Raw genomic sequence first — 19,080 nt, forward strand, 5'->3', positions numbered from 1 at the left:
ATAAAAACTCCTTTATCTCCAGCAAAAAAAGCGCCCTCAGCTGAGGCTGAGAGACGCTTGGCATGATTTATACACTTTTTACTTGATATAAAGGGTTTCGCTCTATTATACTTCCCTCTTTCGGAACGGTCAAAGCGTCCACTTCACAATGAGGGAAATGAAGCGCGAGCTGTTCCTTCAGCTCTTCCCCCTTTCCTTTTTCGGTCATGACGAGAATTGTCGGGCCTGCCCCGCTGAGCGCCGTTCCATATGCGCCCTTCATCTCGGCGACGTGTTCTACTTTAGAAAGCTCAGGCACTAGCATCGCCCTGTACGGCTGATGGAATATATCCTTTTTCATCATTTTCCCGACGAGCGGCCAATCCTTGGACATGATCGCAGCAATGAGCATATTGCTGACAGCACTAGCTTTTACGGCGTCGGCATATGGAAACTCCTTCGGAAGCACGTCTCTTGCGTCTCTTGTCAGCACTTCGTAAAAAGGAATGACAACGACAACGTCAATGTCGGCATCCGGGACGCGGATCATTTGGGTCTCGTCATCCTCATGCAGGCCGATCACAAGTCCGCCAACGAGAGACGCTCCAGCATTGTCCGGGTGTCCTTCTTCTAAACTTGCTACATGCAGCTTGTCCGCTTCAGACAGCTTTAGGCCGCATAATTCATCAGCCAGTTCAATGGCCGCTACAATCGCCGCGGCGCTGCTGCCAAGGCCGCGTGCAAGAGGGATGTCGCTCCACACCTTCACATGGACAGGGGGCATTTCTTTTCCGTATAAATCTGCGGTCCGTTTAGCCACTTGATAGATCAGGTTATCTGTACCCGCCGGAATTCCGGCGACTGTTTCTGTTTCAGCTTCAAATGACCATTTGTCGCTTTCAAAGACGGTCAGCTTCAAATATCTGCTAAGCGCCATTCCGACTGAATCAAAGCCGGGGCCCAGGTTAGCCGTGCTTCCGGGAACAGTGACAGAGAACAGCATGTCGGCTTCGTTCATACACGGGCTGCTCCTTTTATATATTCAAGGATGCTTTCTTCATCAGTCGGCAATGTGACGGGCTTGATTTCTGAAATGTCGACCGCTGTGTTCGGATCTTTCAGTCCGTTTCCTGTTAACACAGCCACGACCTTGCTGCCTTTCGGAATTTCTCCGGATTTCACCTGTTTCAGCACTCCTGCGATAGACGCGCAAGAACCTGGTTCTGCAAACACGCCTTCTTCACAGGCAATCAGCTGATAGGCGTGAAGGATTTCATCATCAGTGACTTCGTCAATTTTCCCATCGGATTCCTCGGCTGCCTTTACCGCTTTGTCCCAGCTTGCCGGGTTTCCAATCCGAATAGCCGTCGCTATTGTTTCCGGATTTTCAATCACTTCATTGCGCACAATTGCCGCAGCGCCCTCCGCTTCAAAGCCGCGCATTTTTGGAAGGCCTGTGCCGTTTTTCTCATGATATTCCTTGAAGCCCTTCCAGTACGCAGTGATATTTCCCGCGTTTCCAACTGGGATCGCTAACACATCCGGCGCTTCCCCCAGCTGTTCGCACACTTCGAAGGCAGCAGTTTTTTGACCTTCAATGCGGTAAGGGTTGACTGAGTTGACAAGGGCAATCGGTGATTTCTCACAGATGGAACGGACAATTTTAAGCGCGTCGTCAAAGTTTCCGTCAATTGCGATAATCTCGGCTCCGTACATGACTGCTTGAGCGAGCTTTCCAAACGCAATTTTTCCGTTCGGGATAATGACGATGCATTTCATGTTAGCGCGGGCTGCATAGGCTGCCGCAGCAGCGGAAGTGTTACCTGTTGACGCGCACATAATCGTGTCATTGCCTTCCTCTTTTGCCTTCGCCACAGCCATAACCATTCCGCGATCTTTAAATGATCCAGTAGGATTGACGCCCTCCGTTTTGACATGAAGCTCAATTCCGAGCTGCTCAGACAGCTTCGGCAGGTGAATAAGAGGCGTGTTTCCTTCATGTAAAGTAAGCGCCGGTGTTTGATCTGTTACAGGTAAAAATTCTTTATATTGATGGATAAGTCCTTTCCACATTAGCTCCAACCGTTCCCTTCTACACGATATGTGCTTTTGACTTCTTGAACGACTTCCAAATCATTTAGGTTTTGCAGGATATCACTGAAATCAGCTTCTGATGTATGGTGTGTGACAATTACGATTTCTGCTAACTCATCATGGCCTTTAATTGGCAGCTGAAGAATTTTCTCAAAGCTCACGCCCCGTTCTGAGAACACAGACGTAATTTTCGAGAATGAACCAACCTCATCTTTTACATGAATTCTTAAAAACTGCTGTGCGTAAATATCAGACGGCGATTTCATGTTTTTCTCATATTGCGGTCCGACAAAGCTGTTGCCGGTTACGCCGAGGCGCATATTTTTCATGACAGCGACAAGGTCAGAAACAACGGATGTCGCTGTCGGCATGCTTCCGGCTCCCGGCCCGTAGAACATCGTCTCACCGACAGCCTCGCCGTATACATAAACGGCGTTAAACTCATTATGAACAGCAGAAAGCGGATGGTGGTCAGGAAGCAGTGTCGGCTGTACGCTGACTTCGATTTTGCTGCCGTCACGCTGGGCAATCCCGATCAGCTTCATTGTATAGCCGAGACGTTTGCTGAAGCTGATGTCCTCGTCTGTAATCTGGGAGATCCCCTTTACTTTAACATCTTCCAGATCCACGTTCATCGAGAAGCCGAGGCGCGCCAATATCGCCATTTTCCGTGCGGCGTCAAGCCCTTCCACGTCTGAAGTCGGATCAGCTTCGGCAAAACCGAGATCCTGGGCTTCCTTGAGCACTTCCTCGTAAGGGCTTTTTTCTTTGATCATTTTTGTTAAGATAAAGTTCGTTGTGCCGTTCACAATTCCCATCATTTTTGTAATCCGGTCTGATGAGAGGCCTTCCTCTAACGTGCGCAGAATCGGAATCCCGCCGGCAACACTGGCTTCAAAGTAGATATCGCATCCATTTTCCTTCGCTTCAGCAAGCAGCTCGGAGCCGTACACAGCCATTAAGTCCTTGTTTGCTGTGACAACATGCTTTTTCGATCTCAGCGCGTCGACCAAATATTGTTTTGTCTGCTCAACTCCGCCGATCACCTCGATGATGACATCAACATCCGGGTCATCAATGACATCATATACTTCTGTCGTAAGCACTTCTTTCGGCAAATCTACTTCTCTCTTTTTCTCTACATCTTTTACAAGCACTTTTTTTATCGTAACCGGACAGCCGACCTGATGCATAAGCTTATCCTGATGATCTTGAATAATTTTAACGACACCGCTTCCGACGGTACCTAAACCTAAAAGCCCTACACGAATCGCTTTCAAAAAAACTCCACCTTTCTTTTGATTGTCCTCTTGAAAAAGACAATTGTTAACTCAACACAGACATATAAGTTACAAACATTATATAAGCCCGCTTCTGTTTTGACAAGACAGCGATAGGCTGAATTTTTCGAATGTAAACGCTTAACACATTGATATGACAAGATTCTTTATTTTCTAATTATTTTTGTCAGATTTTCTCCTCACCCTGAGCTGCCTTTGCCGAGCCAGCTGACGCGGGGAACAAACAGCTTCTGCGCCCGCATATTCATGAATTCCTGCGCTGTATTGAGAAATTGTTCATAACGTCCACAGTCATTAAGAATAAAGTCAAGCTGTTCTTCAAAATAATGCTTTTCTGATTCTGAAGACATGTAATAGCTTTCCACGATTTCAAAATAATGAAGCGGGAAAAGCAGACGGCTGTAAAAAAGGCGTTTCGAAAACGAAGACAGCGGTGTGACTTGCTCGTATTCCTGCAAAAAGAGAAAGCCCTGCTGATGAAAGTCTTGTCTGTGATGCAAAAACGTATGCCTCAGATATTCAGCCATATCACGGGAAGCGTGGTCAAACACCCAATCAGCCGGAATTCTGATCAGTGATTCGGGTGACCATGTATGCCTTTCCATCCGCTGATGGCATATCGTTCCTGAATCAGCGGCTTGGGGCTTGTCATCCAGCTCAGTGTCCACTAAATATTGGATCGCGTTCTCTGACAGTCCTAAATAATATGGAAATGACTCGATCATTTTTTTATCGAATGGCTCGTGAGGAGGGCTATGAACCTTTCGCTGCCAAAACACCTCCAGCTGATCAATGCGTTTTCCCCACAGATCCTTCCACTGGCCGATTCTTCCGGCTGCCTTCACCTCATACGGATACCCTCGGCCTTTTCGGTGAAATTCCGCCAGCTCCGCTCCAATGGAGAACGCCCTGTTTGAATAAGGGGGGGCCGCCTTCAGCAGAGCGTACGTTTTTTCTTCATGTTCAAATGTCAGCTCGCCTTCTTTTGTAAAGATAAAAACCGAAACGTATGGGTCACTTTGTTCTTGTAAATACTGACTCATGTAATAAAGCTCCGCCAGCTCTGTATCTGAGAATTGGGAAACGGGGACTATCAGAAAGAATGAATTAGGCGTCTGAAAGCATTGATATGTGTGCTGGTACACGGAGAGCTGCCTGATGTGAATGCCGTATTTTTCTTTTATTGTACCTTTCACCATGATCACCTGCCTGTTGAATTAGGGCTCATCACATCGTAGTCATACACAGCCGGAATTATGAATACATATTTTAATCCAAACAAGGCGCAAGAAAAAGTCGTAAACTTCTCAAACATTTTGTATAAACTAGTAAAAAAGATTGGGTGAAGCTGATGTCAGAAAACGAACAATTCAGTCAGATGGAAGCTAAAGCAAGAGCACGGATGAAGGAGCGCGGCGTAGAGGTATCAGATATTGCCGAGCTTGTCTTTTTTCTGCAGAAAAAATATCATCCGGATTTAACCATTGATGAATGCACGCTGAACGTCAATCGCGTTCTCGCAAAACGCGAGGTGCAAAACGCGATTTTAACGGGCATTGAATTGGATGTTCTTGCTGAGCAGAAAAAACTGTCTGAACCGCTGCAAACGATGCTGGAAATAGATGAAAGCCTATATGGAGTAGATGAAGTTCTGGCATTTTCCATTGTAAACATTTACGGATCGATCGGGTTTACGAACTACGGTTACATCGACAAAGAAAAACCCGGAATCCTTAAACGATTAAATGATAAATCAACCGGCGAATGCCACACCTTTCTGGATGACATCGTCGGGGCGATTTCCGCCGCGGCCTCAAGCAGGCTCGCACACCGCGCGCGGCACACAGAATAAGGGCACCCTTTTGGGGCGCCCTTTTTTCAAATGTATGGAATCCATTCAGTCAGAGAGTCAATGGCGTGAGTCGGTTTTTCCATCTCGTCTGTCATATGCTCTCTTTTCGTTACGCCCGTGTGAACGAGCAGCGTATCCATACCCGCGTTAATGCCGGCCATAATATCAGTCGCGTAGTTGTCGCCGACCATGAGTGTTTCAGACACTTCTGTGCCGAGAACGCGCATCGCCTGCTCCATAATGATTGACTCCGGCTTGCCGATAAATACAGGCTGTACACCTGTAGAAACGGTTAACACAGATGTCAGTGAGCCGTTTCCAGGCAGAAGCCCTCTTTCAGTCGGGATCGCAATATCTCCGTTAGTGGAAATAAAGCGGGCGCCATTTCTGATTGCCAGGCAGCCGACAGCAAATTTTTCGTATGTAATGGAACGGTCGATACCAACAACGACAAAGTCCGCGTTTTCTCCGCCAAATGTCAGGCCGTTTTCTTCAATCGCCTGGCGGATTCCTTCCTCCCCAATCACATATACAGACGCGTCTTTTTTCTGCTGGGCAATATGCTGGGCAGTAGCCATGCTTGTCGTGAAAACCTGCTCTTCTGTTGCCGGAATATCAAAAGACATCAGCTTGTCCGCCACCTGCTTCGGTGTGCGCGAAGAGTTGTTTGTCACGAAAAGATAAGGAACGCCGCGATCTTTCAGCGTTCTGACAAATTCACACGCTTCCTCGATTTTTTCCGTGCCATTGTACATCGTTCCGTCTAAATCAATTAAATACCCTTTATATGTTTTCATTTTCAACACTCCTGTGGCTTTCCAGTTGTTATTTAAACGCGGAAACAGGTCCTAGCTCTGTTTCCAAATAGCTTCTGATCCGTTTCGGGAAGTCTTGAAGGGCTGCTTGATGCGCCTTGATCAGCCTGTAAAGCTCGCCGCTGTCAGCGAGCAGGTACTGTTGAACCAATGTTTTGCGGTAGGCGATCAATTTCTTGAGCTCAGTTCCCTCTTTTTCCGTGACAACTTTTTCATCAACAAGTATGTCCATAATGTCATCATAGCTGCCCGGGTCCCGCATAATAAAACCGTCAATCATGTCATTGCCTGTATCAAGAATGCATTCGATTAACAGATGGCCTATACGCTGAAGCGCCAGTCCCCCGAATTCAGTCTGCCAGTCTGTTTGTGAGTTAAATAGCGCCAGCTGGTGCTCGAAGAACCCCAGTGTTTTCTCTATTTTGTTTCTGTCAACAAAATACATGACAGCATCCCCTTTGTGTATATTTATTTTCTGATCCGTTTCAAGACAAAATACGCACAGCCGAAATTGCAGTATTCGTAAATATATTCATCTAATGTGCTGATTTTCGTTTCGAAGGTTGCCTTTTGATTCTGGTCGTCAAAGAAGCCCTTGAGCCTAAGCTGACCGTATCCCCAGTCTCCCACAATATAATCGTATTTATTTAATATATCGGAGTAGCGGGCTTTAAAAGCCTCTTCGTTGAAGCCGTCTTTGAAATTGTGCACCAATTCAAATTCGGCATTTTGAATAAGAATCATGATTTCACCTCTTTTTCACTCATTCCTATCATAATTCATTGCCCCGTCCCCATCAATTGCTAAAGAATAAATCATGCGATTTGGCTACCCTACACATGAGGAGGGATTGATAAATGAAACGAACTGCCATCAGCCTCTGCCTGCTGACCGGACTTTTATCCGGATGCGGAGGCGCAGGATTGGATAATGCCGAGAATGTCCGCAATCAGACACAGAATCAAACCAAACCCATTCATGTGTCGGATCGCAACGAGGCTTTTAACAGGCATGATGAGAACGAACAATTTGGCTATGTCCGCTATCAAAAAGAACAATTTGACGGCGAACAGCAGAAAACGCCGATGATGAACCGGGAAGAAACCGCTCACATAATATCAAGTTTAACGGTTCAGCTCCCCCATATTCAAGATGCTGCGACATTGGTGACTGACCGAGAAGCACTTGTCGTATACAAAACCGATTCTAAAAACCGGGAGCTGACCGCCGATCAGGTCAAAAAAACAGCGGCTTCTGTCATACCGCGATACTATCATGTGTATATTTCCGATAATCCAAACCATATGCAGTCCATCGAAAATTACAGCAATCTCGGCTCTGGTTCCAGAGATATCAGAGAGATCATGTCGGGGACGATTCAAGAAATGAAAACCTCCCCGCAAGGAAGCCCCGTCTCAGAGAATGAAAATGCCAACGGAGAAACACACCAGGACATGAAAATCGATAGGAATGACAAAAACGCCAGATGATCTGGCGTTTTGGCATTACGCTTGTGCTTGACGCTTTTTAGATGCTTCGTTTACCTGTTCATCCGCATGGTAAGAGGAGCGGACAAGCGGACCGGCTTCGCAATGGCTGAAGCCTTTTTGCATCGCGATTTCCTTTAATTCTGCAAATTCATCAGGGTGGTAGTATTTTTGGACTTTCAAGTGTTTTTTCGTCGGCTGCAGATATTGGCCGATTGCCATAATATCCACGTTGTTCGCCAAGAGGTCGTCCATTACTTCAATAATCTCTTCTTTGGTTTCGCCGAGTCCGATCATAATACTTGATTTCGTCGGAATGTCAGGCTGCATTTCCTTCGCACGGCGCAAAAATTCCAATGAACGATCGTACGTCGCACGCGCGCGGACTCTTGGCGTCAGGCGGCGAACCGTTTCGATATTGTGATTCAGGATGTCTGGGCGTGTATCCATCAAGGTTTTTAGGTTATCGTAGTTTCCGCCCATATCAGACGGTAGCACCTCAATTGTTGTGAACGGGCTTTTTCTGCGGATTGCACGGACGGTTTCCGCGAAAATGCCTGCCCCGCCGTCTTTCTGATCGTCACGCGCCACAGCCGTAATGACCGCGTGCTTCAGATTCATAAGCGCGACTGAATCCGCTACGCGTTCCGGCTCTTGCAGGTCAAGCTCAGTTGGAAGTCCTGTTTTGACAGCACAGAAACGGCATGCTCTTGTGCAAACAGAACCTAAAATCATAAATGTCGCTGTACGTCTGACCGCCCAGCATTCATGAATATTCGGGCATTTTGCTTCTTCGCATACGGTATGCAGGTTGTTTTCCCGCATGAGTTTTTTGAGCCCTGTATAGTTTTCATTTGTATTTAATTTGATTTTGAGCCATTCGGGCTTTCTGAGGTGTTCGTCTTTCTTTGCCAATTCCCATCATCTCCAATATCCAATATACTCAATTTCTGACACGAAACATTCTGAAAACGAGAAAGGTGCAGGTTTTATTTCTGCAACAAAAATAATGTTTTTCTAACTAAAGAAAGTCTTTTCTTTAGACACTTTAACATAGGAAAAATTTCTCGACAAGGGAAGATGATTACTGACATTTTTAAGCCGGGTTGCTGCAAACTATGTGTATTCAATATGAAAGGAGATTATTTTGTGAAAGTTTTGTTATCCGCTCTTCTTCTCCTTTTGTTTGCCTTTGAGCCTTCTGCGTCTGGAAAAAAGCTTTCAGATCCAGTGCTGTCGAAACGGATGGAATTATATCATAAAATCGAAGCTGTGACGCAGATCCCTTGGTATGCGCTCGCGGCTGTTGATCAATACGAAGAAAACGTGCGGAGCAACCGGAAAGATCTGCCTGACAAGGCGGGAATCATTAGCATCTATATACCCGATGACATCTGGAGCGGGCCTGAAAACCCGAATCCGAAAGATGATGCGCCGTTAAGCATTAAAGTGTTTGACGGAATCGGAATGGATGGCGATGGAGACGGGAAAGCCGAGGTCAGCAACGATGAAGATATCTTGTATACGTTCAGCCAATACTTACTGTCGTATGGCACAGATGAAGACAACATCCGGATCGGGCTTTGGAATTATTACCGGCGTGATCAGACAGTGGGGATTATATCTGAATTCATGAAGCTGTTTAAAGCCTACGGCCATATTGATCTAGGCGAGCATGCATTCCCGCTTCCGATCAGAACCGATTACAGCTACCGAAGCACGTGGGGAGATGCCCGCGGCTTCGGTGGAAGGCGGATTCATGAAGGTACGGATATCTTTGCCCATTACGGCCTTCCTGTCAAATCCACATGTTACGGCGTTGTCGAAATGAAGGGCTGGAACCGCTTCGGAGGATGGAGAATCGGCATCAGGGACATTAACAATACGTATCATTATTTTGCCCACCTCAATGGGTTTGCCAAAGGGATTAAAACTGGACAAATCGTTGAGCCCGGCCAAGTGATCGGATCAGTCGGAAGCTCCGGATACGGCCCTCCGGGAACCGCCGGGAAGTTCCCGCCGCATCTGCACTATGGCATGTACAAAGATAACGGAAAAACCGAATGGTCATTTGATCCATACCCGCATTTGAGAGCGTGGGAGCGATATGAATACAAAAAAAAGAAGTAACAAAAAGCCGCCTCTTCGACAGGCGGCTTATTTGCTGCTTTTTTCTTTTTTTGAATCGGCACCGTCTTCTTCTTTGCTGCTCGGAAGCTGGACAGAAGGCGTGACACCCGAGCCGCCGCTTCCATTATAAAATTGCGGCACTTCGCCCTGCACTGCTTTAATCGATACAGGAACATTATTTGTGACGACAGCGGTTTTGCTGGCAAACGGAATGATGACCTTCACTTTAATTTCGACAAAGATGCTGATATCAATAAGTGCGTTATTTATGCCATACGGCTTGATTTTGGTTTTGACATCTGTAAAAGCGTCACCAATTAAATTGAACCGGACCGGGATTTTCGGCCCGAGGTTTCCAAGAAGGCTGTTGCCGGTTACCTGTCCCAGCGGAATGTTGATCATAATGTTTTCACTGGCGCCGCTGTGTCCGGTATGGGTTTCCATCTCTTTCAGATGAGCCTGAAGCTGCTTTGTCACTTTTGTTTTTACACTGTTTACAACCTGTGTATTAAAATCGATTGTCGTTAAGTTTCCGTTTTCATCAGAATTCATTTGAAACATATCTTTCATATTTTCACTGTCAGACATATAGTCCTCAATCGAATCCTGGATCACCTCTGTCGCGATACGCTTCGTTTCCATCTCGCCGATGTCCATTAAAACAGGTTTGATCGAGCCATTGATCATCCAAAGGCTGACCGTTGTTGACAGGATAAAAAAGACAACTGACAGGAGCATCACGTAACGGAAAGGCAAAGGTCCTCTCTTGCGAAAAGGGCCGCGATATCTTGGCAAGAAAATCCCCCCTTACATATCACAATGTATGCTTGTAAGAGGGGACATAGTAATAGCCGGGGCCAATTTATTTTATTTCACCATTTTTAAAAGCGCTTCTCTGCCGCTCATGCCGACTTGAATGCCAAGATCTTCCGCGGCGTACGTGACGGATTCTAAAGGTGCGTCTAACAGCTGGTCAATGGTGCGGACACCAACTGCGCGCCCCGCCACGATGCCGCGCTCCTTTAATTTCTCATTCAGCAGCGCCACATCAAGCGCGCCGCACATAATGTATCCGTGATCATTGGTGACGGCCATAAAATTCGTTTTGGGAAGTTTTACTGTCACAGCTGTAAAAGGCTGTCCTTCTATCATGATCGGTGTCAGATTTACCACGTCAACCACTCCCTTCATTCATCACTTTATGATGAAGGGCACAGCTTGTTGTGGGCTGACAGCCTTATTGCGCGAGCTTCCAAGCGAGCAGATCCCGCAAAAATTCCGGCATAAAGTATTCTTTTTCTGCCGCGTCGCGAATCAACGGAAACAGTTTGCCGAGCGTAAACATATCAAGCACCGCAACGGAGTATTGTTTATGTTTTTCAATATCTTCCCCGTTCAGCGTGATGCGGGTGACATGCGTGATCCCGTCATCGAGCCGTTTCGTTTCTACCTCAACACCGGCATACACCATTTTCCCCATCACTTCTCCGCGGAAGCCGAGCCCTTTGATCCGGAGCTGTTCCACCTGTTCGGAAGCGGCATGGACAATGGTTTCCTTCAGTTCTTCTCCCGTCAGGCGGACAGCCACCGGGTTGATCGGATGCGGACAGATGCGGTGCAGATCCAGTTTCGTCACAGGGCCTGCTTTCAGCGGACCGAGAATGACACCTGAATTCACCATACTGATGTCCGTCTCGCACCATTCTTTTAACGCGTACGCCAAAAGCAAAGGCAGCTCTGATTCTTCAAACCACTTCACCTCAGCATCTTGGGCAAGCTCCGCAACGGCATCGGAGAGCTTCTCCTCGGCTTCACGTTCTTTTTCATTAAGAAACGCTTTTGTTTCTGCGGATTCTCCTGTCCATTCCGCCATGTTCTGCACAGACGCTGTTTTGCTGATGATGCTTCGCTGTACACTGTCCACCGTGATTTCTACACAGCCGACATAATGCCCGTATTTCTCAGCACTGGCAAGCAATACCCCGTTCACCACTTGTCCGTCTTCAAGCAAATGATGGGTGTGCGATTCGAGAATGACATCAATCTCAGGTACCGCTTCAGCCACTGCTTGATCATCAAGAATGCCTAAATGCGACAGCAGGACGATGATATCCGCCTGCCCTTTCACTTCCTGAATGGTTTCCTTTACGCTGTCAAGGGCATCTGTTACTGTCCATCCCAGCTTGTCGTAAACGGGATAATACGGCACAGTTACGCCTAAGAAAGCAATGGACATACCGTTTTTCAATGATTTGATATGGTAAGGCACCGCCCAGGACGGACGGTTTCCGTTTTTATCAAACAGGTTGGAGACGATAACAGGAAATTCAGCATGATCATATAAAGCAGCAAGCTCTTCATGCGGAAGCGTAATCCCTTCGTTATTGCCAATCGCCGCTCCATCAATGTGAAGGCGGTTTAAGAGATCGACATTGGCTTTTCCGAATGTCGCCTCTGTCACGAATTGAAAACGATCAAGATGATCGCCAATATCAAATACGAGCGTCTCTTCGCTGTCTGATTGATGCTCTTTTCTTTTCTGCTCGATATAATCTACAATTTTCGGCCAGTTTTCAAAATGGCTGTGCAAATCATTTGTATGATATAAGCGGAGCTTCTCCTTCATAATATCTCTCCCTAAACGTTCAGCTGAAAATGCCTTCATAAATGAGCTGGCAGCCGATCAAAATCAATACGATCCGCATGATCATAACGATCGTTTTCGTCTGCATTTTTCTGTTGATGGCGGCGCCAAGCTTTCCGCCGAACCAAGCGCCGGGCACAAGCGCGAGGGCGTACAGCCAATTGACGTGCCCGGAAATAATATGTGAAACAGACCCTGTCATAGAAGACAGGAAAATAATAAACATGGATGTTGCGACCGCAACCTTCGGCGGAAACAAAAATAACAGCATCATCGCCGGAACCATCAGTGATCCGCCGCCTATTCCGAAAAGCCCGCCTAAAAAACCGACAACAAAGGCAATGGCAATACCGACAGGGGCCTGATATGAGTACGTATAAGGCTCACCGGCATCATCCTGAAATGTCCGGATAATCCCTTTGTGCGCTTTGTTAATGGGCCGGGCTTTCGCTTTCAGCATTAAGGATAATGAAATCAGAATCATAAAAATGCCAAACCAAACGGAAAATGAGTTTGAATTGAACAGCTTTGACACATAAGCCCCGATTATGCTGCCGGGACCTGAACCGATAAAGAAAATGAGCCCGCTCTTATAATCAACGATTTTATATTTAATATAAGCCAAAGTTGAAGAAAGACCCGTAAAAATAATGACCAAAAGCGAAGTTCCAATCGCAACCTGCGGCGTCACATCCTGAAACAGCGGCGTCACTGTGCTTAAAAACATCAAAGACGGCACAATGACAATTCCGCCGCCAAGCCCGATCAGACTTCCTACCGTACCTGCGATTAATCCCAGGACGACCAAAATCACAAACGACATCAGTAAAAACCTCTTTTCTAAAATAAATCGAGCTGTCTCGGAGCAAGTCCGCTGTACTCGATATCAAGCAGTTCAAGCATCTGCTTGCCGTTATCCGCCGCGTCACCGCCGGAATTATTGTTGAACAGGACAAAAACATCCTTACATTGCTGCTGCAATTCATTCAGGTGCTTTTTCCAATCCTCCAGCTCCTGTTGGTTGTAGCGGTATAGGTACCTGACCTCGCGCCAGTTTTTCCCGCCGTCAGGCTTCATCCAGCCCTGCTTGTTGCGTCCGTGAAACCTGACGAGCGTTTTGTTTTCATCGGTCGCGCGCAGCACAGTCGGAACGCTGCCTTCTCCGATTTGCGGTTCATCACAAGCACTGTGAATCCAGCCTTCCGCTTTCATAAATGAAAGCGTCTGCTCATAAAACGGCGGCGAGAACCAGGAACGGTTTCTGAATTCAAGCGCACAAGGAATATCCCCCATTTGGTGCTTGCACCATCTCAAATAGGCGACATTCTCCTTCTTGCAGTCAAACCACGGCGGAAATTGAAACAGCACCATGGCGAGCTTGTTGCTATGTAAATATGGCGTTAAAGACACCTTAAACGCATCAAACATCTCCTCTTTTGAGTCAAAGGGAATTTCACCGCGCTGATGCCCTGTCATGCCCTGATATGCTTTCACGATAAATTGGAAGGTTTCGGGCGTTTCCTTGACCCACTTTTCATTATTGCGAGCCGGCTGAATCGCGTAAAAGCTCGCGTCTAATTCCACGATCGGAAAATGGGAGGAATAGGCCTGCAATTTTTTCTGGCTGGCCGTCTTCGGCGGATAGATGCTGTCATGATCCCCCCATCCCGTCAGTCCGATATAAATCACACTCATTCACCTCTCTTCCAGTTTATCACACGTGTTTTCAGGTTTCCTCGGAAATGCTGTTCATATGGCGGGAAAATGCCTCACGCAAATGCTGATATTGTTCCTCATTCGTATCTAAAAACGCCTCTTCTCTGGAGGAAGGAATGTGCTGATATTCAATAGGCGCCTGAAACTGCTCACTCGTAAAATCGTACACCACACCATTGAAGCTGTTATAAAAATGCCAGCTCTCACCGACTCTTGTTTTCAGAATGGCGCCGCCGAATTGATCCTGAATCACCAGTGCCGTCACACCGCATTGGCCGCATGACGGGCATTCTTCCGTCCATTTAGAGCTCGTATGGCGAGACCAAGATTGCTTAAGTATGTATTTGACATGCTCCACTGCCTCCGCCTCCTTTTAAAAAAGATACCACGTTGATGAAATTTTAAAAACAAGAACGGCAGAAATCAAAAAACCCGGCGGTAAAATCCGCCGGGCTTACGAAGGAACGACCAGCGCTCCGTCAATTCCGCTGACTTTTTCCCCATCATTGTACACGCACCGGCCTTTGCTGTAAGTGGCCGAAATACGGCAGGGAAATGTATGTCCTTCGTAAATGCTTATTTTATGCTTTGCAAACATCGATTCTCTTGTGACAGTGTACGGCTCCATGCTGACGAGCACAAAATCCGCATCACACCCCGCTTCAAGCCGCCCTTTTTTCTGAAGGCCAAATCGTTTTGCAGGGGCCGCCGCTGTCCATTCTGCGATGGTTTCAAACGGAATCTGATGTTCAAGCGCCAGTTCCAGCATGCCTAATAAAGTGAACTGCCCGCCGCTGATTCCGCCCCATGATAAAAACAGATTGTCCTCCCGCTTTAAGGATGGACGGCAAGGGGAATGGTCTGAGGAAACCATGTCAATATCCCCGGCAATGAGCGCCTCGACCAGCGCTTCCTTCGATTGCGGTGACCGGAGCGGCGGCGCGCATTTCGCGACAGAGCCCTTTTCCCGTAAATCGTCATGGCTGAATAAGACATAATGCGGGCATGTTTCGACCGAAACATCGAGCCCTTCCTGTTTCGCCTCTCTGATCAGCTCAACCGCTTTCGCCGTACTGATATGAACAAAATGAACCGGACAGCCTGTCACCCTCGCATACTGAATCGTGCGATACACCGCTTCAGCTTCTGCTTCCTCCGGGCGGGAGGCGGCGTACGCATCCGCATCCACCTTTCCTTTATTGGCCAAAACCATCTGCAAATAGCTTGTGATCGCATCGCTTTCTGCGTGAAGAGCGAGGATTTTTCCTGCAGCCGCAATTTCCGCCATACCTTTAAGCAATGTCCGTTCATCAACAGAGCGGAACTCATCAGTGCCTGACTTTGATAAAAACGCTTTAAACCCGATCGCTCCCGCTTCAGCCATCGGACGGATGTCCTCGATATGGCCAGGCACAAGGCCGCCCCATAGCGCAAAATCCACGACAGATTTTTGCCTGCCCAGCTCAGCTTTTGCGAGAAGATGCTCTGCCGTCACGGTTGATGGAATGCAGTTGAGCGGCATATCAAAAAAGGTGGTGCAGCCGCCTGCGGCCATCATTTGAGAACCTGTTTCAAATCCCTCCCAATCTTCCCTGCCCGGTTCATTAAAATGAACATGGCAGTCTATCGCACCAGGAAACACGTATGTCCCGTCTGCCTTGATGATTTCCGCCCCGCTTGCTTCGATGTCAGAACCTATCTCGGCAATGACACCGTTTTGAACTGCAATATCAGCTTCTGTAACGCCATCTGGCGTAACTGCCTTTGCACCTTTTATGACCATATCGTAAGCCATATTGATCCCCCCATGTAAGGATGACGATTTTTCATGTCAGTTTATGTCACACAACCAGTTCTATTTTCAACAGTTTACTGCTACTATGATCGTATTACATCAGCAAAACCGCTAGAATTCCTATTGAAAATTATTCATCTTAACCAATGTTTTTACAAAAAAGGAGAATGCGCTATGAATATTTTTGATGTGATGAAAATACCGGCTTTTGAAAACGCCAATTTAATCGCTGGAAAAGCAGGAGGGGAAAGAGAGGTTCAGCATGTCAACATGATGGATGCTCCGGATATCGCAGACTTTTTGCATAAGAATGAATTGCTCGTCACCACCGCCTATCACCTGAAGGATCACCCGCATCAATTATCTGAACTGATTCGGCAAATGGCAAAACGCGGCTGCGCGGGCCTCGGCATTAAAACAAAGCGCTATCTGGAAGATATCCCGAAGGAAATCATCGAACTGGCCGATTCATATGCGTTCCCGATCATTGAGCTTCCGGAACACATCCGCCTCGGCGATATTGTGAATGCCACTCTCAGCCATATTCTCGATATGCGTTCTAACGAGCTGCAGCAAGCCATTTACGCGCACAAAAAATTCACAAACCACATTATGAGCGGCAAGGGGCTGCAATCTCTGCTCAAAAAGGTGTCAGACCTCCTTCAGCTTCCCGTGCTGCTTCTAGACCAGCATGCTAAAATGCTGTCAGCGTCTCATCAAATTTCAGTTGAAACCGAAAAACTGAAAGGCACCCTGAATACCGTATCCGGGCCATTTTTCACTTGTTTCTCTACAATCTCAGATCAGAAAACATATTCTGTCCTGCCTATTTATAATCACGAAAAAAATTGCGGATATCTGCTGATACCAGACATGGTGCAGGCCGGCGACAAAGGATTGATCCTCACGATTGAACAAGCGGCCAACGTCATTTCCTTTGAACTGCTGAAGGAAAATGCGCTGAAACAGTTCAGCCGGCGGGCGCGCAATGAGTTTTTTAACAATTTTATTGAGCGGTCATTTTCTTCAGACGACGAAATCAAAAACCGGGCAAAAGAATTCAAGCTGCGCTGGGACCAAAAATACATGTGCATTGCCGGTAAACTCGATCGCAATGACGAATCAATCAGCTTTACAGAAAATCAGCTCGCTTCCGACAGCGTATTCGAATTTCTCGAAGGTGAATTATCGGCCTTCCCGTTTCCGCCTCACTTCTTTATGAAAGGAAACGTCGGCATTATTCTCATCGAGGCGACAGACAGCTGGAGTGAAATGCACGCCTCGGTGATCAGCTTTTTAGAACAGTTCCAAACACAGGTCAGCGCTCAATTTAAACGAACCGTGTCCTTTGGCATCAGCAATATCTGCCAAAAGCTCATTGATGTTCCCGACGCGTTCACAGAAGCTTCTGATGCTCTGCAATCGGGGCATTTGTCTAGAAGCACCGCATTTATCCAGGTGTATCACGCAAAAGATGTGCCTGAGCTTCTGCGCTTGCTCCCGGTTGAGGATTTGAAGAAATTTTACAACTCCACGCTTCAGAGCCTTGCTGAAAAACAGCAGGAGGATCAAAGCCTTCTTCATACGCTTTCCGTCTATTTAGAGACACACTGCCAAATTTCAGAGACGGCCAAGCGTCTGTACGTTCATCGCAATACGGTCATTTACCGCCTTGAAAAATGCGAAGAGCTGCTTGGAAAAAGCTTAAAAGATCCAGAAACAACGATGCGTTTGCGGCTTGCCTTACGTATGCAGCGGCTGATCAGCTAACGTTTGTCACATTCTCTTACAAAATCAATCATTTTTCGTCACTTTCAGCAATCACACCTGTCTTTTTCGGCTACTGTATCCAATGACACTCCTCAATCGGCACGATATCATGTTACTAAAGTTCACATACGAGGAGGGACTATGATGAAAAAAGGATCGTTTACGGTGTTTACGCTTGGCCTGCAGCATGTGCTGGCCATGTATGCAGGTGCGATTTTGGTGCCCCTGCTTGTCGGCAGGGCACTGAATGTAACAACTGAACAGCTGTCCTACCTATTGGCGATTGACCTGTTAACGTGCGGCGTCGCGACGCTTTTGCAAACCTTGCGCGGAGCATACATCGGCATCGGGCTTCCCGTCATGCTTGGCAGCTCATTTGTGGCCGTCACCCCGATGATTGCAATCGGCGCCAATTACGGCATTCACACGATTTACGGTTCTATCATCGCGGCCGGTGTGTTCATCTTTTTGTTTGCTCGTTTTTTCGGCAAACTGACTGTGTTATTTCCTCCTGTCGTAACAGGTACGGTTGTGACATTGATCGGCCTTTCACTAGTTCCGACAGGTGTGAAAAATATGGCTGGCGGCGAAAAAATAAACGGCAGCGCCAACCCCGAATACGGTTCGCTCGAAAACCTTCTTCTCTCTGTCGGTGTCCTTGTTCTGATCTTAGTCCTCAACCGCTTTCTCAAAGGATTTGCCCGAACACTGTCCGTCCTGATCGGAATCGCCGCCGGAACAGCGGCGGCAGCGATCATGGGCAAAGTCAGCTTTTCTTCTGTTACAGAAGCACCATTCTTCCAAATCCCGAAGCCTTTTTATTTCGGAGCTCCTGCGTTTGAAATTGGCCCGATCTTAACGATGCTGATCGTCGGAATCGTCATTATTGTGGAATCAACCGGCGTTTTCTACGCAATCGGAAAGATATGCGGCAGACCTTTAACTGAAAATGACCTCGTCAAAGGGTATCGCGCGGAGGGAATCGCCATTCTCATCGGCGGGCTGTTCAATGCCTTTCCTTATAATACCTTTGCGCAAAACGCCGGCTTATTGCAGCTGACGAAGGTAAAAACGAGAAACGTCGTGATTACCGCAGGCTTTATCCTTGTCTGTCTCGGACTGATTCCGAAGATTGCTGCCCTTGCTTCTGCCGTTCCTGCTGCTGTGCTTGGCGGCGCAACCGTCGTCATGTTCGGCATGGTGATTGCCTCCGGCGTCAAAATGCTCAGCACAGCGGATCTCACAAATCAATACCACCTCCTGACCATCGCATGCTCAATCGCACTCGGCATCGGCGCCAGTACCGTCCCCGGGATTTTTGCTGAATTCCCCGCTCCGATCCGGATTCTGGTCAGTGACGGCACCATCACTGGCAGCCTGACCGCTATCTTTTTGAATCTATTTTTCAGCTTGCGCGGCAAAAAAGACAAAACAGCTCAGAAAACTGAACTTCCGGTATTAGAACATACACTCGCATTAGAAAAAGAGGTGTAAAAA

20 protein-coding genes are annotated in these 19,080 nt (G+C 47.3%); 5 read left to right on the top strand and 15 right to left on the bottom strand.

The window, feature by feature from the left end; all coding sequences use genetic code 11:
* Positions 1–67 precede the first annotated feature (67 nt).
* The 4 genes from thrB to cotNH form a co-directional block, all read right to left on the bottom strand.
* Positions 68–997, bottom strand: a complete 930-nt coding sequence (gene thrB / locus C1T29_RS19030) for a homoserine kinase (protein WP_014665240.1) — start codon at positions 995–997, stop codon at positions 68–70.
* A complete protein-coding gene (gene thrC / locus C1T29_RS19035) occupies positions 994–2,052 on the bottom strand; it encodes a threonine synthase (RefSeq protein ID WP_103750215.1) in 1,059 nt (352 codons plus the stop codon). Before thrC ends, thrB begins: the two co-directional genes overlap by 4 nt.
* Positions 2,052–3,353, bottom strand: a complete 1,302-nt coding sequence (locus tag C1T29_RS19040; RefSeq protein ID WP_095431829.1) for a homoserine dehydrogenase — start codon at positions 3,351–3,353, stop codon at positions 2,052–2,054. The genes thrC and C1T29_RS19040 overlap by 1 nt, the downstream gene beginning before the upstream one ends.
* Positions 3,354–3,553: 200 nt before the next feature.
* Positions 3,554–4,573 (bottom strand): spore coat-associated protein CotNH, encoded by a 1,020-nt coding sequence (gene cotNH / locus C1T29_RS19045; RefSeq protein ID WP_103750170.1) that lies wholly within the window; start codon positions 4,571–4,573, stop codon positions 3,554–3,556.
* Between the two features lie 152 nt (positions 4,574–4,725).
* On the opposite strand from cotNH, the gene C1T29_RS19050 reads away from it, so the two are divergent.
* Complete coding sequence (locus tag C1T29_RS19050; protein WP_003243814.1) at positions 4,726–5,226, top strand: phosphatidylglycerophosphatase A family protein; 501 nt, start codon at positions 4,726–4,728, stop codon at positions 5,224–5,226.
* A 26-nt stretch (positions 5,227–5,252) separates the two neighbouring features.
* On the opposite strand, the gene nucF is transcribed toward C1T29_RS19050, so the two are convergent.
* Genes nucF through C1T29_RS19065 form a run of 3 tightly spaced genes read right to left on the bottom strand, consistent with a single transcriptional unit; the run spans position 5,253 to position 6,785 of the window.
* Entirely contained in the window at positions 5,253–6,023 is a 771-nt protein-coding gene (gene nucF / locus C1T29_RS19055) for a 5' nucleotidase NucF (protein ID WP_071580815.1), read from the bottom strand.
* Positions 6,024–6,051: 28 nt separating this feature from the next.
* Positions 6,052–6,486 (bottom strand): DUF86 domain-containing protein, encoded by a 435-nt coding sequence (locus tag C1T29_RS19060; protein ID WP_014665245.1) that lies wholly within the window; start codon positions 6,484–6,486, stop codon positions 6,052–6,054.
* 23 nt (positions 6,487–6,509) lie between these two features.
* Positions 6,510–6,785: a YutD family protein gene (locus tag C1T29_RS19065; protein WP_003228682.1), complete on the bottom strand. Its 276-nt coding sequence runs from the start codon at positions 6,783–6,785 to the stop codon at positions 6,510–6,512.
* A gap of 113 nt (positions 6,786–6,898) precedes the next feature.
* Here C1T29_RS19065 and C1T29_RS19070 point away from each other — a divergent pair, with 113 nt between their 5' ends.
* Positions 6,899–7,531 (top strand): YhcN/YlaJ family sporulation lipoprotein, encoded by a 633-nt coding sequence (locus C1T29_RS19070; RefSeq protein WP_103750171.1) that lies wholly within the window; start codon positions 6,899–6,901, stop codon positions 7,529–7,531.
* A 15-nt stretch (positions 7,532–7,546) separates the two neighbouring features.
* Here the strand turns inward: C1T29_RS19070 and lipA are convergent, their stop codons facing one another.
* Positions 7,547–8,443 (bottom strand): lipoyl synthase, encoded by an 897-nt coding sequence (gene lipA, locus C1T29_RS19075; protein WP_003222888.1) that lies wholly within the window; start codon positions 8,441–8,443, stop codon positions 7,547–7,549.
* A 234-nt stretch (positions 8,444–8,677) separates the two neighbouring features.
* On the opposite strand from lipA, the gene lytH reads away from it, so the two are divergent.
* Entirely contained in the window at positions 8,678–9,658 is a 981-nt protein-coding gene (gene lytH / locus C1T29_RS19080) for an L-Ala--D-Glu endopeptidase (RefSeq protein WP_071580817.1), read from the top strand.
* 27 nt (positions 9,659–9,685) lie between these two features.
* Here lytH and yunB read toward each other — a convergent pair whose 3' ends face one another.
* The 7 genes from yunB to C1T29_RS19115 all read right to left on the bottom strand — a co-directional run bounded on the left by yunB (position 9,686) and on the right by C1T29_RS19115 (position 15,813).
* A complete protein-coding gene (gene yunB, locus C1T29_RS19085) occupies positions 9,686–10,453 on the bottom strand; it encodes a sporulation protein YunB (RefSeq protein ID WP_015483652.1) in 768 nt (255 codons plus the stop codon).
* 72 nt (positions 10,454–10,525) lie between these two features.
* Positions 10,526–10,831 (bottom strand): YunC family protein, encoded by a 306-nt coding sequence (locus C1T29_RS19090; RefSeq protein WP_014665249.1) that lies wholly within the window; start codon positions 10,829–10,831, stop codon positions 10,526–10,528.
* Positions 10,832–10,895: 64 nt separating this feature from the next.
* Positions 10,896–12,284: a bifunctional metallophosphatase/5'-nucleotidase gene (locus tag C1T29_RS19095; protein WP_071580819.1), complete on the bottom strand. Its 1,389-nt coding sequence runs from the start codon at positions 12,282–12,284 to the stop codon at positions 10,896–10,898.
* Positions 12,285–12,303: 19 nt separating this feature from the next.
* A complete protein-coding gene (locus C1T29_RS19100; RefSeq protein ID WP_014665251.1) occupies positions 12,304–13,125 on the bottom strand; it encodes a sulfite exporter TauE/SafE family protein in 822 nt (273 codons plus the stop codon).
* A 17-nt stretch (positions 13,126–13,142) separates the two neighbouring features.
* The gene (locus C1T29_RS19105) at positions 13,143–13,991 is read right to left on the bottom strand and encodes a DUF72 domain-containing protein (protein ID WP_095432022.1); all 849 of its coding nucleotides are present in this window, start codon (positions 13,989–13,991) and stop codon (positions 13,143–13,145) included.
* 37 nt (positions 13,992–14,028) lie between these two features.
* Positions 14,029–14,376 (bottom strand): YunG family protein, encoded by a 348-nt coding sequence (locus C1T29_RS19110; protein ID WP_103750172.1) that lies wholly within the window; start codon positions 14,374–14,376, stop codon positions 14,029–14,031.
* Positions 14,377–14,472: 96 nt separating this feature from the next.
* On the bottom strand, positions 14,473–15,813 hold the full coding sequence (locus C1T29_RS19115; protein WP_103750173.1) for an allantoinase: 1,341 nt from the start codon (positions 15,811–15,813) through the stop codon (positions 14,473–14,475).
* A gap of 174 nt (positions 15,814–15,987) precedes the next feature.
* On the opposite strand from C1T29_RS19115, the gene pucR reads away from it, so the two are divergent.
* The gene (pucR, locus tag C1T29_RS19120) at positions 15,988–17,583 is read left to right on the top strand and encodes a purine catabolism transcriptional regulator PucR (RefSeq protein WP_014477890.1); all 1,596 of its coding nucleotides are present in this window, start codon (positions 15,988–15,990) and stop codon (positions 17,581–17,583) included.
* A 144-nt stretch (positions 17,584–17,727) separates the two neighbouring features.
* Entirely contained in the window at positions 17,728–19,077 is a 1,350-nt protein-coding gene (gene pucJ / locus C1T29_RS19125) for a uric acid permease PucJ (RefSeq protein WP_095431833.1), read from the top strand.
* The last annotated feature ends 3 nt before the right edge of the window (positions 19,078–19,080 follow it).

It is taken from the genome of Bacillus sp. MBGLi79, assembly GCF_002953915.1.